Origin of the sequence: Silvibacterium dinghuense, from assembly GCF_004123295.1 — a bacterium.
Taxonomy (GTDB): domain Bacteria; phylum Acidobacteriota; class Terriglobia; order Terriglobales; family Acidobacteriaceae; genus Silvibacterium; species Silvibacterium dinghuense.
Genome location: NZ_SDMK01000001.1, coordinates 684,582 through 700,808 on the forward strand (window position 1 = coordinate 684,582; position 16,227 = coordinate 700,808).

The following is a 16,227-nucleotide window of genomic DNA, read 5'->3' on the forward strand; positions in this document are numbered from 1 at the left end:
GAGTTATATGTATGTTTGGTCAGCGCAGTAACAACATGTTTTCATCGTCCTGCACTTACGACATTCCAATGATCTCGCCGTGCTCGTCGACATCGATGCCCAGCGCGCGGGAGACCTTCGGCAGCCCAGGCATCAGCATCATCGAGCCGGAGATCACGACCAGAAACCCCGCGCCCGCTGAGAGCGCAATATCCGTGACGTGAAGCGTCCACCCTGCCGGCGCACCCAGGCGCCTGGGGTCATCGCTGAGCGAGTACTGCGTCTTGGCAATGCAGATCGGCAGCTCACCAAAGTCCCAACGCGTAAAGCGCTCGAGGTTCTCCTTCGCGCGATCGCTCAACTCCACCGCATCCGCACCATAGATTTTCTGCGCGACCTTCGTGATCTTCTCCACGATGGAATCGCCGAGCGCATACGTCGTTGTCAACTGCACCTCTGGATTCGCCTCGATCACCTCGACGACCTTCTGTGCCAGCGCCACCGCGCCTTCGCCGCCCTTCGCATAGGCCTCCGAAAGCGCAAACTCCGCGCCACGAGCCTCGCAGAATTTGCGTAACATGTTCAGTTCTTCTTCGGTATCATTCGGGAAACGGTTGATCGCAACCACCACCGGCAATCCGAAGCCGCGCACGATGGAGATGTGCTTCTCGAGGTTCGCTGCCCCGCGCTCGAGATCGCCCTCGCCCTGCTGCTTCACGCTCTGCACCGTCGTCACCAGCACAGCGGCCGAGGGCTTGATACCAGACAGCGGGCTCACCAGGTCCATGTACTTCTCAAAGCCCAGGTCCGAAGCGAATCCGGTCTCGTTCACCACGTAGTCCGCCATCTGCATGCCCATCTTCTGCGAGACAACCGAGCTGGTGCCATGCGCAATATTGGCGAAGGGTCCGCAGTGCACCATCGCGGGCGTACCTTCGGTGGTCTGAGCGAGATTCGGCATCAGAGCCTCGTGCAGCAGCGCCATCATCGGCCCGGTCGCGTTCAGGTCGGCCGCACGTACCGGGTTTCCCTTGCGATCCTGCCCAATCACAATCCGCGCCAGACGCGCACGCAGATCTTGTCGGTCGGACGCCAGCGCGAGAATGGCCATGATCTCCGAAGCAGCCGTGATCAGGAAGCCGCTCGGGCGATTGCTGCCATCGCGCTGCTTTTTGTCCGCAGCGGTCACGCTTACCGTGATCCGGCGCAGCGCGCGATCGTTCATATCCAGCGTGCGCGGCCAGGTAATGCCTTCGGGATCGAGATCAAGCTCGTTGCCGTGGAACATATGCGAATCGATGAGCGCGGCCAGCAGGTTATGCGCCGAGCTGATCGCGTGAAAGTCGCCGTGGAAGTGCAAGTTGATCTTCTCCGCAGGCTCCACCTGAGAACGCCCGCCACCGGCCGCGCCACCCTTCATGCCGAAGACCGGTCCCAGAGAGGGCTCACGGGATGCCAGCACAGCGCGCTTGCCGATCTTCTCAATCCCCTGCACCAGCCCAATCGAGGTCACCGTCTTGCCTTCGCCAAAGAGCGTCGGCGTGGTGGCCGTCACCAGGATCAGCTTTCCATTGCGGCGAAAGCGCGCATCCTTCCACAGCTCCGGACGGAGAAGAGCCAGGCTGAGCTTCGCCGTCACCGGACTGCGCTTCTCGTAAAGGTCTTCGGTCAGATCAAGCTTCCTGGCGACTGCTTCAATGGGCAACAGGTTCTTCTGCATGCAATGTCCTCAACGTGCTTCCACAAACGCACAACCACTCTCAAGGATATGGATCCCTGCCGCGAAACAACGAACCATGAAGCAACAAACCATGGACAACAAACTTAGAGCCCGATAAGTACACGAAGCTGGCGCATGCGCCCGGTATCGCTGCTACTTCAGCCCCAGAGCCTCAAGCACTGCCGCATCCGGCTCAATCTTCCCGCCCGAGCGCCGCGCCACGCCGAAGTTTCCCGCATAGTCCCACATCGTCCACCCGATGCCGTTCGACTCGAAAGCCGTTCGCACGTCGTGCAGCCAGCGCATCCGCGAAGCGGCATCGGCCGTATCGCGATAGACACCGAACTCATTCGCGATCACCGGCACGCCGCACTCCTTGCCCCATGCTGCTGCAAAAGCAATGCGCCCGGCAATCGTCTCCGCATTCCATCCCCCTGCCGCATAGAGATATAGATAGTACCGCGCAAGATCCGACGGTACCGCCTTCATCTGCTCCGTGATCTGCTGCGGCGTAGCCGGGTATGGAATGCTTCTGTAGAACGGCCACTCTGCCGAGCCCCACGTCGCACCCTGATGCGTGAAGGGATACGGCTCATAAAAGTGGAAGGTGTAAATCACATTCGCATCGTGCACCGGCTCAGTCGCCAGCAGGTCACCGAGACCGCTGTAGCTCGCGCCTGCGGCAATCATCGTATGCTGCGCATCGACACTGCGCACAGCCTCCACCAGCCGCGCCTCAATCCCCATCCAGCGATAAGGGTCCTGCACCTCCGGCTCGTTGATCAGTTCGTAGAACACGTGATCGGCATCGGTTTGCGCGAAGCTCGCAGCAAGAATCCGCCACGTCTCCGTCAGCTCCCCTACGCCCCACTCGCTGCTCAGCTGATGCTTGTAGTCATCCGAGGGAAAGATGCACAGAGTCACCGCGAGATGTGCAGCCAGTGCCTCATCCACAGCCTTGTGCAACGTAGCCAGCGCCGCCGGATTTGCGGGTTGCAGATCACCATGCCGCTCGATCAAAGAAGGATCGACACCGATCCGCACCGAATCGAAACCCATCGCATGAATAGCCGCAAGGTCCGCTTCGCTCACCGCTGTCGTCAGGTGCTGCGGCGAAAGATCGCCGCTGGCGAACCAGTTCGAGAGGTTGATGCCGCTTTTCAATTCCTGCGCCCGGCGAAAGGCCGTCGCCGCGCTGTCCGCCTGCGTCTGCGCATGCATCGCGGTGCTGCCTGCAGCGGTTATTCCTGAAAAAATGGCCAGAACCCAGAGCCAAACCCGCACTCGATACCAACGCATGCTATGAGCCTCCCGCGCGGCTGCTTTCAAACCACGCGATCTGGCCATGATATCGTCCGGTCACATTGCTGACAGGCTCTTCGCAGTGAATCTCAGTGATGAATCTTGGAGAGCAGTCCGCCCACCAGTCCTTTTTTTCCCTGCGGCTGGGCCGGAGTCGCCGGAGAGCTCTTTGCCGGAACAGCCGGGGCCGGAGCAGCCGGAGCTGGAGTAGACGCGCCGGCAGGAGCCGCCGCATTCGCCGGATAGGCATCGGTGTTTCCCCCGTTCGCAATCGGCGAGGCGCTCATTCCCTGCGGCAGTTTCAAGCCCTGTAGCAGCGAGGATGCCGAGTTCGAGCCAGAAAGATACTGCACGATCACTGAGATGCGCCGGTTCGAAGGATCGAGCGGGTCCGCAGGCACGCGCAGACGTTGATCCGCATAGCCTCGCACTTGCGACACCTGGTTTCCCTTGAGACCCGACTCCTGCATCAGCCGTCGCGCTGCATTCGCCCGGTCCGCCGAAAGCTCCCAGTTCGTGTAATCGGACTTTCCCGCATACGGCTGCGAATCGGTGTGTCCTTCGATCGAAATCTGATTCGGTACCGCTCCGAGCTGCTTTGCCAGCATGGCCAGCACCTCTTTGCCGTTGGCGTTCAACTCCGCACTGCCGGAGTCGAAAAACGTGCCATTGCGCGACTCCAGCAGCTCGATCCTCAGCCCCTCCGGCGTAATCTGCATCTGGATCTGCTTCTGCAGCGGGTTCAGATCCAGCGAGCTGGTAATCGACTTCTGGAGCTGCTGCTTAAGCTGCTCGATCTTCTGCTTCGCCGCGTCTTCCGGAGCTGGAGGATTTGCGTCCTCCCCTGCCTTGTCGCTGCCGTTGTCGTGGTACCGGCCCAGCGGATCGTTGAAATATCCGGCCACGGCCTTGCGCACATGCGCGCTGGTGTTCATCAGCCAGAGCACGATGAACAGCGACATCATCGCTGTCACGAAGTCGGCATAAGCCACCTTCCAAGCTCCGCCATGGTGCTCGCCATGCCGCTTGACCTTCTTGATGATGATGATCGTTTTTCTGCTCACGCGGCTGCGGCTCCCTCACCGCCCGCCTGCCTGCCGGAGCATGCTGCTTCCACCTCCTGGAAGCTCGGCCGCACATAAGTTGGAATCGCGCGGCGTGCAATCTCGATCGCCTGGATCGGCGCGCTCCCCTTGATGAAGGCGATCATCAGCACCCGCAGCACATAGAGGTACGCGTGGTGCTCCTCAGAGGCTTTTCCCATGTTCGTACCCAGCGGCCCCACCACGCCGTAACAGAGCAGGATGCCGAGGAAGGTCCCCACCAGCGCCGCCGCCACCTTGTGCCCGATCGCCTCCGGAGGCCCGCCCAGCGCGCCCATGGTAATCACCACGCCCAGCACCGCAGCCACGATGCCCAGCCCCGGCAACGCGTCGGCCACCGTCGTCAGCGCCGAGATCGGCTGGTGCGCGCAGCGGTGCTGCACTTCCATGTCCAGGTCCATCATCTGGTCCATGTCGAAGGCCTCGACGCCGCCGGTCACCGCCATGCGCAGCGTGTCGCAGACAAAATCCCGTGAGTGCAAATCCCCCACAAAATGCGGATAAGCCTTGAAGATTTCGCTCTCCTCCGGCTTCTCCACATCCGCCTCGATCGACAGCATGCCCGAGCGCCGCACCTTGTTCAGCAGCTCGAACATCATCTTCAGTGTCTCGATGTAACGGTCTTTGCTGTAATGCGATCCCTTGAGCGTGCCCAGCAGCCCGGATAGAATCCCCTTGATCGTGTGCATGGGGTTGGCGATCAGCAGCGTGCCGAGCGCAGCTCCGCCGATGATGATCAGCTCTGCGGGCTGCATCAGCACCGCCAGCTGGCCTTTTTCCATCAGGAAGCCTGCAACCACGGCTCCAAATACCACCACGATTCCAATGATGGCGAACATGTGTCCAGGGATCTCCTCAGCGCATACGCGCTCACCGATCGTGGAACCCCTTCGATGGCATCCTCCGGGCGGCGCTGATTGTTCTATCGGCGGACATCGGCATGCCCTTAGCGACGACACCCCATCGAGCCGGGATCGAATGTCCATGTCTGCAAAGAAAAACGCCCTGCCATCGGGCAGAGCGTTTCTTCCTTATACCGTTCTTTTCTCTCTCAGGAGATGCCCGCCTCAAGCCCGGGACTGGCCGGCACGCACTCTGTCGGAGCTTCCAGCGGCAGCTGCACCACAAACTCTGTCTTTCCCCGCTGCGACTCGAAGTGGATATTGCCATGGAACTGCCCGAGGACGATGCGGTGCGCGATATCGAGCCCCAGCCCTGTTCCCACGCCCACCGGCTTGGTGGTAAAAAACGGCTCGAAGATATGGTCCCGCAACTCCTCGGGAATACCCTGCCCTTGATCCGCGATGCCCACATACAGGAAATGTTCATCCTGCCAGGTCCGGATGCTCACCTTTCCGCCTTCCGGCGAAGCATCGATCGCATTGTCCAGGATATTGGTCCATACCTGGTTCAATCCCGTGCCGGTGGTATGCAGCATCGGCTTGCCACTGGCAAACGATTTCTCCACCGTCAGCTGCTTGTGCCGGAACTTGTGCGCCAGAATCGTCAGCGTGCTCTGGATGCTGTCATGCACGTCGATTTCGCCGGCCCGGTTCTTGTCGGCATAGGCATACTTCTTCACCGCGACCACCAGATCGGTCACCCGGGCCACCGATTCTTCGATGGTCCCCACCAGTTGCATGCTCGAAATCAGCGATTCCAGCCAGTTCAGCGCATCGGAGAGAATTTCGCGCGGGAACGCATACTGCGCGCAGGTGATGTCATTGCATTCCCAGCCCACCTGCACCAGCGTCGGAGCCAGCTTCCAGGCATTTTCGACGCCAGACTCTTCCAGCCACTCGGCCAGCTCCTGCTCGGCATCGGCCTGCTCGAGCGAGCTCATCGGCTCGGGCTTGCGGTCGCGCAACGCCTCGGTCTGCAACTGCGCCATGCACCGCTTCTGCTCGAGCGTAAGCTCTCTCTGCGAGAATCGCAGGCTGATCTCCTGCAGCCGCGTCAGGTTCTCGCGCAGCTGTGAAGCCGCCCGCCGGGCAGCCGTACCCGGATTGTTTAACTCATGCATCAATCCGGCCGCCAGGGTGCCCAGCGTCACCAGCTTTTCCCGGTGCCGCGTCATCACCTGGTAGGCGCCTATCCGCCGGCCTACATGTTCCAGAACCCCGGCGCGCACCACGGGACAGGTTCCGATCAGCCGCCAGAAGCCTGCCTCCCCGATCCGCACCACGCGGCCGTCCGCAATCGCCTTGATCTTCACCGCCGTCGTGGTTGCGCCAGTCAGAATCGGCACTTCGCCAAACGCATCGCCGGCCGAGAAGGTCGCCATCAGCGTGCTCGTACCGTCGGATTCCGGCTTCGTCATCTTCAACGCGCCGGATAGCAGCACCCAGAATGAGAGTTCCGCTTCTCCGGACTCAACCAGTACCACTCCCTTGGGAGTCTCGATCAGGTCCACGTCGCCCAGACAACTGGCATCCTCGACCTTGAGTTGCGAAAAAATCGGAACCTCTCGCAACTCTGCGAGAAGATCCACCGCCGGTATCATCCTGCTGCTCAGCTTTGTGTGTGCTGCTTCCATCGTCTGCTGTCGTCCTGTCCACGTCAGCCTTAAGAGCTTTCAGGCTCCCAGCCGCTCATCGAACTCCACATCTCACGCGCAAAATCCGGTACTTCTTGCCTTGCTCCGGCTGAAAACCGGCAAATCCTTCCTCGCTCCGCTGCCGAACCTCGCTAAAAGTGCGACAGGTACTGGTGGATGAACTGCACGGCAATCGACCCCTCACCCACCGCCGAGGCCGCCCGCTTCACCGATCCGTGCCGAACGTCCCCGGCGACAAACACGCCCGGAACGCTCGTCTCCAGCAGATACGGTGACCGCTTTTCCTTCCAGATCGAGGGATATTTCCCTTCGACCTGCAGATCGGGACCGGAAAGAATGAAGCCATTCGGATCCCGCATTACCTGCTCCGGCAGCCAATCCGTTGCCGGTGCAGCCCCGATGAAGATGAACAATGCCGTTGCCGGCACAGTCCGTTCTCCCTCAGGTCCGCGGATGCGAAGCGACTCCAGCCGCCCCTCTCCGAACGCCTCCTCGACTCCCGAGTGCGTCTCGACCCGAATATTGGATGTGTCAGCAATCTGATTGATTAAATATTTCGACATGCTCTTTTCGAGCGAGTCGCCCCGCACCAGCATCGTTACCTGCCGGGCATATTTCGCAAAATGCATCGCCGCCTGACCGGCAGAATTCGCCCCGCCGACGACGAAAACCTCTTCGTCACGACAGGATCTGGCCTCGACCAGGGCTGCGCCATAATATACGCCGAGCCCTGTAAGCCGTTCCACACCAGGCACATCCAGGCGCCGATAGTGCACGCCGGTAGCGATCAGGCAGACATGGCTCGAGACTTCGCGGCCATCCGCCATGCAGGCCAGACGATAGTGATGGTCTGCCCGGATTCCACACACTCTCTGGGTCAGGAACTCCGCACCGAAGCGCGAAGCCTGGGCATAGGCCCGCCGCGCCAGGTCCGCTCCGCTCAATCCGGAGGGGAAACCCAGGTAATTTTCGATCCGGGAGCTCGATCCGGCCTGTCCGCCCGGAGCCTCGGGCTCAACCACCAGCGTCCGTAAGCCCTCCGACGCGCCATACACTGCCGCAGCCAGGCCCGCCGGACCAGCTCCCACCACCACCAGGTCGTAGAAGTCCTTCTCCGCGTGCGTACGCAACCCGATCCGCTCGGCCAGCTCCGTCTGCGTCGGCTGTACCAGCGTCTTGCCGTCGGCAAAGACCAAGGCGGGCAGCTTCTTGTCTTCGAGCCCGTACCGCTGCAGCAGTTCCACCGCCTCGGCGTCGCGCTCGGGGTCCAACCACACGTACGGCACCTGGTTGCGCGAGAGAAAGTCCCGCACCTCGAAGTCCCGCACCGACCAGCGCGGCCCGATCACCCGCAGCCCCTCGAAGGGTGGCTTATACCCCTGGCTCCAGGCCTCCAGCAAATCGTCCAGCACTGGATACAGATGCTCTTCCGGCGGGTCCCACGGCTTGGTCAGGTAGTAGCTGATCCTCGCCGTATTGATCGCCCGGATCGCCGCCTCGGTGTCGGCATACGCCGTCAACAGCGCCCGCTTGGCTTCGGGATAAACGTGCTGCACCCGTTCCAGCAGCTCCACACCAGACATTCCCGGCATCCGCTGATCGGAGAGGACCAGCGCTACCGAATCCCCGCGCTGCTTCAGCTGCGCGCAGGTATCCAGCGCCGCCTGGCCTGATCCTGCGCGGAGAATCCTGTATTCCGCTCCGTACTTCCGCCGCAGATCCTGCACCACCGCTTCCAGAACACTGGCATCATCATCAACCGCGAGTATGACCGGCTTGCTCATATCTGTTCTCTAGTGTATTCCGCCTCTTTTATTGTCCCAAAATGGGACGTATTGCATGACAGCGGTCACATCGTATTCATCCAGGCAAAAGTTTTTTGGTGATTACCACACTTGTGTCAGGTAACCTCCATTTACTAACCATGCTTTAACTTTTTCCTATGCGTGCCCACTCCGGAAATATTCCGGAGTTAGTAAGGGTACTCAGGTGTCCACTTAAGAGACACCGGTTACCCACGCACGAGGACGGTCGATAACCAGCTCAGCCACGGCATCAGGCTGGCATCGATCAAGAAGAGCCGTGCGCCTTGCGCACTGCCCGGTTCCATTACCCCGAACGGACGACTTCCCATGAATAAAGTGATTCTTGCCGACAACCAGGCTATTTTCCGTGCAGGAACTGCCAAGATTCTCGCGATGGAGGACGACTTCCGCATCATTGCTCAATGCGGCGATGCAGAGCGCCTGTACCAGACTGTAGAGACTTTCCGTGGCGCAGTATTCCTGTTTGCAAGCACCCTCAAGCTCAACCTGCCGCTTTTCATGGAGCGTGTCCACGCGCACGACAGCCGGGTCATCGCTATCGTCGAGAACACCGAATCCACCCAGCCCTTCATCGCTGCCGGAGCCAATGGCGCGCTCCACCGCTGTGTCAGCGGCCCCGCGCTCATTGAGTGCGTTCGCCGCGTCAATCGCGGGGAGCATGGCATCCAGGGAACCGTTCCCGGCCTCGCGCCTCACGAGGAAGATCTCGTCGGCGCCCGGGTCCGCGACCGTCTCACGCCCAAGGAAATGAAGATCGTCGCCCTCATCGTACAGGGCTGCAAGAATAAGGAAATCGCGATGCGCCTGACCACCACCGAGCAGGTCATCAAGAACTACCTTCGCAGCATCTACGACAAGACCGGCGTCTCCGACCGGCTGGAGCTGGCCCTCTTTACCATCCATCACCGCATCCTGGCCGAAGCTGCTGCCGCGGCCGGTGACATCATGATGCAGGCCAACTAACCTCGGAGACTCTTCCACCCGACAGGCATATTCCGGAATTCCCCGTTCCTGGATATTCCTATTTCAGATATCCCGGCTCCAGATGTACCGGCTCCAGACTCAGCGCCTTGCATCCCTCCCCGCAAGCGCTTCGAGCAAACCACTTAGAACCTGCGCGTCTTCCGTCTATCTTCCGCTTAGACAGGATAGATATCTTCCCGCATTCCTTTTCCCGCTTCTACCAGGAATGTATTACCGCAAGATACCGCTCGCTTCCTGACAATTTGCGCACAAACACGAATGCCGGAAGCATGGAAGCCTCCGGCATTGCCTGTCCGATCGTTAAGAATTACGAAAGCCGCTCGGCAATCGACTTCGCCTGCGTGAACAGGTAGAGGTAATCCGGGCCGCCAGCCTTCGAGTCCGTCCCCGACATATTGAAGCCGCCGAAGGGATGCGCACCGACCATCGCGCCCGTGCACTTCCGATTGAAGTACAGGTTGCCGACGTGATATTCAGCCCGCGCCCGGTTCAGCTTCTGCGCGTCGGCCGAGTAGACCGCGCCGGTCAGACCGAACTCCGTGTTGTTGGCAATCTCGAGCGCGTCGTCATAATTCTTCGCCCGGATCAGCGCCAGCACCGGCCCAAAAATCTCTTCCTGCGAGATCCGCGCCATCGGTGCCACATCGGCAATCACCGTTGGCTCGAGGAAGTACCCGCCATCCTCTGTCTTTACGGCATTGCCGCCGGCAATCAGCCGGCCTTCGCTCTTACCGATCTCGATGTATTCCTGAATCGACTTCATTGCCGCAGCATTCGCCACCGGGCCCATATTCGGGTTCTTCACCGGATCGCCGATGGTCAGTTTCGCCACGCGGTCCCGAACCTTTTCGACGAAGACCTCGTACAGAGGCTCCTCGATGATGGCGCGCGAGCAGGCCGAGCACTTCTGGCCGCTGAAGCCGAAGGCCGAGGCGACCACACCATCGACTGCCGCGTCGATATCCGCATCATCGCTCACAATGATCGAATCCTTGCCGCCCATCTCGAGGATGGTGCGCTTGATCCAGATCTGGCCCTTCTGCGTCTTGGCTGCTTTCTCGTGAATGTCGAGGCCCACTTCCTTTGAGCCGGTGAAGGCGATGAAACGGGTCTTCGGATGCTCCACGATGGCATTGCCGAAGGTCGCGCCCGAACCAGGGCAGAAGTTCACCACGCCGCCCGGCATGCCTGCCTCTTCGAGCACATCCACAAAGCGCGCAGCAATGGTCGGCGTATCGCTCGAGGGCTTCAGGATCACCGTATTGCCGCTCACAATGGCCGCCGCCGTCATGCCCGCCATGATCGCAAAGGGGAAGTTCCACGGCGGAATCACCGCGCCGACACCCAGCGGAATGTACCGGAGCTCGTTCTTCTCACCTGGGTACGGGATCGGCGTTGTCGCCTGGTCCAGCCGCAGCGCTTCGCGCGCGTAGAACTCGAGGAAGTCGATTGTCTCGGCCACGTCGGCATCCGCCTCGGCCCAGTTCTTGCCGATTTCATAGGTCAGCCACGCGCAGAACTCGAACTTGCGGTCGCGAATGATCGCGGCCGCATTCAGCAGCAGCGAGCTGCGCTCTTCGACCGTCGTCTTCTTCCAGCTCTCGAACGCCGTGAGCGCCGCCTGCATGGCCTTCTCCACGTGCTCAGCCCCGGCCTTCTGGTGCACGCCGACCACCTGCGAGGGCTTCGCCGGGTTGATCGACTCGATCTTGTCCCTGGTCTTCAGTCGTTCCCCACCGATGACCAGCTCGTATTCGTGTCCCAGCAGATCGCCGACCTGGGTCAGTGCCTCGCGCATGGCGTGCGCGTTTTCATGCTTTGAGAAATCGACAAACGGCTCGTTCTTGAAGACGCCCTGGGGGGCACGGAGGTGGATGATGGTAGGTGAATCGACGATAGCCATAACGTGCTAGTGTAGCCGAGAAACCCCGACTCCAGCGAGACAGGGTCCAGCGCCCAAAAAGAAGCGGCCCGGCCAGCGCCGCACCGCTCTTTCCTAAATCGCTCTATCCTTCAGAATCGCAAGGCCACACCACTGGAGAGGATCGGATAAAACCGGATCCACTCCAGATCCTTGTCCAGCTTGCGAATCTGCCCCTGGATGTTCGCCTGTACCTCCGGATCGGTGGCAATCACGCTGCAGTTCACATCGTGATCCTGTTCGCAGACTGAGCCCTGCAGGTGCAAGCTCACCGAACCGGTCCCCTGGTAGACAAACCCCATCTCAAACGGGAAGGTGATGTGCCGGCGCTCCTTGCGCGAAACCCAGTTTCCCCAGCCGAAGGTGAACATCGGCGCCGTTTCCTTGAAGTGCACCGCGCCATCCCCCACCACGGGATCGGCGTAGCTGCCGTAATAGCTTGTGCCGTTCAGCGTAAAGGAGTCTCCACCCGGCACGCCGCCCACCGCCGTCGCCCGGTTCTGATTGTTGAAGAGGATGCCAGGGCTGACGTGGAAGCTGTGTCCGCGGAACGGAAACCAGTCAAGGCTCGCCTGCAGCGACCGAAAGTGCAGATGCGCATCGTAGGTTGCACCAGAATCCGTGCCGCTCAGGTTGTAATTAAAGAAGTTCCACCCCAGGCGTAGATTCGTCGAGCGCGTTACCTCGGCGGCGATGCCGGCCGCTCCACCCAGCGGCGACACGTATCCGCCCACCGCAATGCGCGCTAACGGGCCATAGGTCACGATCGCCGCCGGAGCCGGCCGGATATCCCGCACGACTCCGCCCCCAGGACTGCCACCGGAGCCGCTCCCCGGATCGGTATCCATGGCGCCGGCCAGGCTCACCCTCGACGACGAGCCTGTACCCGTCTCTATCTGCCCCTGGCACCACGACACGATCCCCACGCAGCACATGACACACACCGCCGCCTGCCGCACACGAGTCAGCATTCGTATCCCTTTAAGTTCTTTTGTCTTCACAACAACGAGGAAAAATGGACGCCAACGGAAGCCATTCGGGAACAGACTGCGCAGCGGCGTGGCTTCATCTTTATTGGTTGGCGGGACTATAGCCACACTAGCAAAAGGGCTCTATGCCTACAACTTGTTGTTAGCGATCCCCTTGGCTTTGTCCACAACTTTATTCTGCTGGTCAACAACCCGTCACATATCAGACACATTCGCAGCCGTCAGACCATCTCGCGCAGCATGATCCCCGATCAACCTCAGAAACAAACCGGCCGGGACACAGGTGTGCATCCCGGCCAGTAGCGATCGATGAAACCCCTTAGCTCCGCGCCGTCAGCTCTTCCGTCTGCCGCGACATCTTTGCCGTGCGCTCGATCTTGTCCCAGTTGAACGGCCGCCCATCGATGGCCCGCTTGATGGTCTTAAAGAGCACCACCGAGAAGACCTGGCGGTAGGTAAAGCGCTGCAGCCAGATGTGGAAGAGCAGCCAGCCATCGCCCTTATTGGCCGGATGCCGCCGCTCGAGCGAGAAGGCCACCGCCGAAGTCACAAAGTCGATCATCAGGAAGGCAAGGAAGTAGGTGAGCAGCTTCTCGAAGCTCGCCGCGCTCGCCGCCTCCGGATGGAAGTGCTTGTCGACAAAGTAGTGGATGATGCCCGCGACGAACATCAGATCGATGAACGGCGAGACCAGCGGCAGCAGAATCTGAAAGATGACGATATTCGGCAGCGCGAACAGGCCCATCGCCGGATTGGTGCGGAAGGCGTGCTTGTGCTTGAAGACCGCCTGCAGGGTTCCGAAGGACCAGCGGAATCGCTGACGCATCAGCCCCTTCACGTTGACCGGCGCCTCGGTGAAGGCCAGCGCGCGGTCCTCATAGATCACCTTGTAGCCCTGCTCGAGCAGGTTCATGGTAAGGTCGGCATCCTCGGCCACGGTGTTGATGGGATACTTGCCGCCCTTTTTCACCGCTTCAGTCCGCCATGCGCCGATAGCGCCCGGCACCACCGTCACGATGTTGAAGAGATCGAGCGCGCGCCGCTCGAAGTTCTGGCTGGTGATGTACTCGAGCGCCTGCCACCGTGTCCACAGGTTCACGCGGTTGCCGACCTTCGCGTTACCCGCAACCGCGCCGATCTTCGGATCGGCAAAGTAGCGCACCAGCTTCGAGATCGCATCCGGCGCAATCACCGTATCGGCATCGATGCCGACGTAAATCTCTTCCTCGGTTTGCTCAAGGCCGAAATTCAATGCCTCGGCCTTGCCCGCATTCGGCTTGGTAATGACGGTCAGCTTGCCCGAGGCAATCTCTTCCGGATAGGCCTCCTGCGCAACGGTGAACGTTTTGTCCGTCGAGCCATCGTCAATGACCATGACGCGGATGTTCGTGTAATCCGAGTTCAGCACCGAGGCGATAGTCCGTGCGATCACCGTTTCCTCGTTGTAGGCCGGAATCAGCACGGCGATGCGCGGTGCAAACTCGCCCGGGGGCACCTTGCGACGGCGCAGGCGATCGATGATCGCGAAGACACCGACGAGAATCAGGCGAGCGCTCATCAGCACGTCGCCGATAAAGAAGACGTCCACGACGAAGTGGCGGAAGAAGCCGAAGACCAGGAATGCCAGCCAGTCGATGCGTGCCTGCCACTTCATCTTCGGCGAGATCGGCGGCATCACCTCGGCCGTCGTCTTGCCCATCAGGTCGGAGACATTCACAAACGTGTAGCCATGGGCCCGCAGCGTGGTAATCAGCAGCGGCAGAGCCGCAACAGTCGCCGAGCGATCACCGCCGCCGTCGTGCATCAGGATGATGCTGCCTTTCTTCCACGAGGCGGTCTTCATATCGTCCAGCATCGCCAGGACGTTGTTGGTGATCTCCTGCGGTGACTTGCGCGGGTGCTCGTTCCAGTCGTCGGTATCGATCTTGTTGCCGATGATGGTGTATCCCATGGACTGGATCTTGTCCGCTGGCGCGGCCTGATCGTTGGTCTGCGGCTCCTGGTCAATGGAGTATGGAGGACGGAAGTAGAGCGGCTGCAGGCCAAGTTCCGCGGCGAAGAGGCGCTCGGTCAGATTCAGCTCCGAACGCAGTTGAAACTCGGAGATTTCGCTGATGTCCGGATGTGTGAAGGTGTGATTGCCGATCTCATGGCCTTCGCGGACATAGCGTTTCAACAACCCAGGATAGTCCTGCGCCTGCTCGCCGATGACCATAAAGGTCGCCTTCACGTCGTACTTCTTCAGGATGTCGAGAATCCTTGGCGTCCATACCGGATCGGGACCGTCGTCGAAGCTGAGCGCCACTTCCTTCGGCTTATAGCCATACTGCTGCGTCACGTAAGAGCGCGGCAGCTTGGTCATCTCCTCATCGGTGACCGTGAAGTTGTCCGCATCCATGCTCACCGTGCGGCTGCCGCTCTCCGGCCGCGCCACGATGCGCAGAATATCGCCCTCGCCCTCGGCATCTACGTCATTGCCGGGAGGAACATTTTCGAGCTGCTGCGGCGCGCCTTTCGCCATGGGGTGGTCCCAGATGGACCACATCGACCCGTCTTCCTCACCCAGCCGCCACAGCGCAAAGGTCTTGATGCCCATCTGCCGAGAGGCGCGCATCTCGTTGAGTGCGGTCACAGAGTCCAGGAACCACACCTGGTGCCGCGTGTGCGCATCCTCGTCGTCGTAGACAAAATGCGGATTGAGCTCATCGCCTTCGAGATGCACATCTGCGTCCGCATCGGCTGCGCGCTGCCATGCCTCCTGCACGGTCAGATCATCGGTATTGATGACCTTCGGTGCGGCTGGCTTCTGGCCTTTCTTCGGCTTCTCCGGCAGCGTCACTTCCCAGTCATATCCGTAATTGCCCAAACCGGAGATCAGCTTATTCTTCGGGATCAGCTTGAGCGCGTGCTGCAGATTGCTTTCGAACCAGTCCTGCGAAGCCACGGGACCAGGCTCGCTCTGATCTTCGTGCTGGTCGTAATTCATCAGGATCACGCCGTCCGTATTGGCGCCCATCGCCTTCAGGACCGCATCCGGGATACCGATCTGCGCGTCCACATAGAGGCGCAGGTTCTTGGCATGCAGGTCGCTGTAGAGTTCGGCAACCCACTGGGCGAAGAGCTTCCGATCGTCTTCCGGAAGTTGCTCGAGATCGAGACAGATGCCGTGATAGCCAGGATTCGCAGACAGGAATTTATCGATTTGGAGATGCAGATTTTCGCGTGCTGCAGGGCTCTCCAGGATGCGCCCGACCAGATCCCCGTCCCAGTTGCCGGTGAGGGGGTTGTAATCGTTCAGCATCGGAAAGACTTCCATGTCGTCTTTCGTCACCGTCAGCAGGCGATGCACCTTGTCTTCCGGGTCTACCCCGTGTACCACGCCGTTCTTGTCGACCACGTTGTAGATCGAGACGGGGAAGAGCGGCGTCGCCGCCATCAGGTCGCCGTTGTCCTTCGTCACATGCAGCCAGTCTGGAAACAGGATGTCGATCTGGCGGAAGTGCGCCTTCAGGGACGAGTAGCTGGCGTCATCGTTCTCATAAAACGCCGCGCGCAGTCCTTCATCCCCATTCAAAGGAATTTCGGACGCCGGCTTCTCGGTTTTACGCCGCGTCGATCGCGCAGCATTTCTGCGCAGCTGGTCGCCGACACGCTGCTGCTTCAGCGCTTTGTAATTGCGCTTCTGCGTGGGCAGCAAGAGATCGGGCAGCCGCTGCTGCCTCACCACGCTGATGAAAAAAAGCACCAGCACAATGGTCGACACCACACCGGTGACATCCAGCACTCGCCGGAGTCGCCGCCAACGCTTCAACTGAGGATCGTAGAAAACTTGTTTCATGGATGGTC

Annotated in this window: 10 protein-coding genes; 1 reads left to right on the plus strand and 9 read right to left on the minus strand. The window is 60.4% G+C overall.

The genetic code is table 11. The annotated features are described in order from the left end of the window. Nucleotides 1-55: 55 nt before the first annotated feature. From ESZ00_RS02575 to ESZ00_RS02600, 6 genes are all read right to left on the minus strand, one after another. Complete coding sequence (locus ESZ00_RS02575; RefSeq protein ID WP_129206630.1) at nt 56-1,699, minus strand: formate--tetrahydrofolate ligase; 1,644 nt, start codon at nt 1,697-1,699, stop codon at nt 56-58. A 153-nt stretch (nt 1,700-1,852) separates the two neighbouring features. Then, complete coding sequence (locus ESZ00_RS02580) at nt 1,853-2,920, minus strand: glycoside hydrolase family 5 protein (protein WP_164981314.1); 1,068 nt, start codon at nt 2,918-2,920, stop codon at nt 1,853-1,855. Nucleotides 2,921-3,090: 170 nt separating this feature from the next. Beyond that, entirely contained in the window at nt 3,091-4,065 is a 975-nt protein-coding gene (locus ESZ00_RS02585; RefSeq protein WP_129206632.1) for a flagellar motor protein MotB, read from the minus strand. Then, entirely contained in the window at nt 4,062-4,943 is an 882-nt protein-coding gene (gene motA / locus ESZ00_RS02590; RefSeq protein ID WP_129206633.1) for a flagellar motor stator protein MotA, read from the minus strand. Before motA ends, ESZ00_RS02585 begins: the two co-directional genes overlap by 4 nt. Before the next feature lie 212 nt (nt 4,944-5,155). After that, nucleotides 5,156-6,595, minus strand: a complete 1,440-nt coding sequence (locus tag ESZ00_RS02595) for an ATP-binding protein (RefSeq protein WP_229740908.1) — start codon at nt 6,593-6,595, stop codon at nt 5,156-5,158. 197 nt (nt 6,596-6,792) lie between these two features. Beyond that, complete coding sequence (locus ESZ00_RS02600; RefSeq protein WP_129206635.1) at nt 6,793-8,445, minus strand: NAD(P)/FAD-dependent oxidoreductase; 1,653 nt, start codon at nt 8,443-8,445, stop codon at nt 6,793-6,795. A 348-nt stretch (nt 8,446-8,793) separates the two neighbouring features. On the opposite strand from ESZ00_RS02600, the gene ESZ00_RS02605 reads away from it, so the two are divergent. Next, nucleotides 8,794-9,450, plus strand: a complete 657-nt coding sequence (locus ESZ00_RS02605) for a response regulator transcription factor (protein WP_129206636.1) — start codon at nt 8,794-8,796, stop codon at nt 9,448-9,450. A gap of 328 nt (nt 9,451-9,778) precedes the next feature. On the opposite strand, the gene pruA is transcribed toward ESZ00_RS02605, so the two are convergent. The 3 genes from pruA to ESZ00_RS02620 all read right to left on the minus strand — a co-directional run bounded on the left by pruA (nt 9,779) and on the right by ESZ00_RS02620 (nt 16,219). Continuing rightward, nucleotides 9,779-11,374 (minus strand): L-glutamate gamma-semialdehyde dehydrogenase, encoded by a 1,596-nt coding sequence (pruA, locus tag ESZ00_RS02610; protein ID WP_129206637.1) that lies wholly within the window; start codon nt 11,372-11,374, stop codon nt 9,779-9,781. A 110-nt stretch (nt 11,375-11,484) separates the two neighbouring features. After that, nucleotides 11,485-12,363, minus strand: a complete 879-nt coding sequence (locus tag ESZ00_RS02615) for a hypothetical protein (protein WP_129206638.1) — start codon at nt 12,361-12,363, stop codon at nt 11,485-11,487. Nucleotides 12,364-12,700: 337 nt separating this feature from the next. After that, nucleotides 12,701-16,219 carry a trifunctional glycoside hydrolase family 18/polysaccharide deacetylase/glycosyltransferase family 2 protein gene (locus tag ESZ00_RS02620; RefSeq protein ID WP_129206639.1) on the minus strand — a complete coding sequence of 1,173 codons (3,519 nt, stop codon included), beginning with the start codon at nt 16,217-16,219 and terminating at the stop codon, nt 12,701-12,703. Nucleotides 16,220-16,227: the final 8 nt, after the last annotated feature.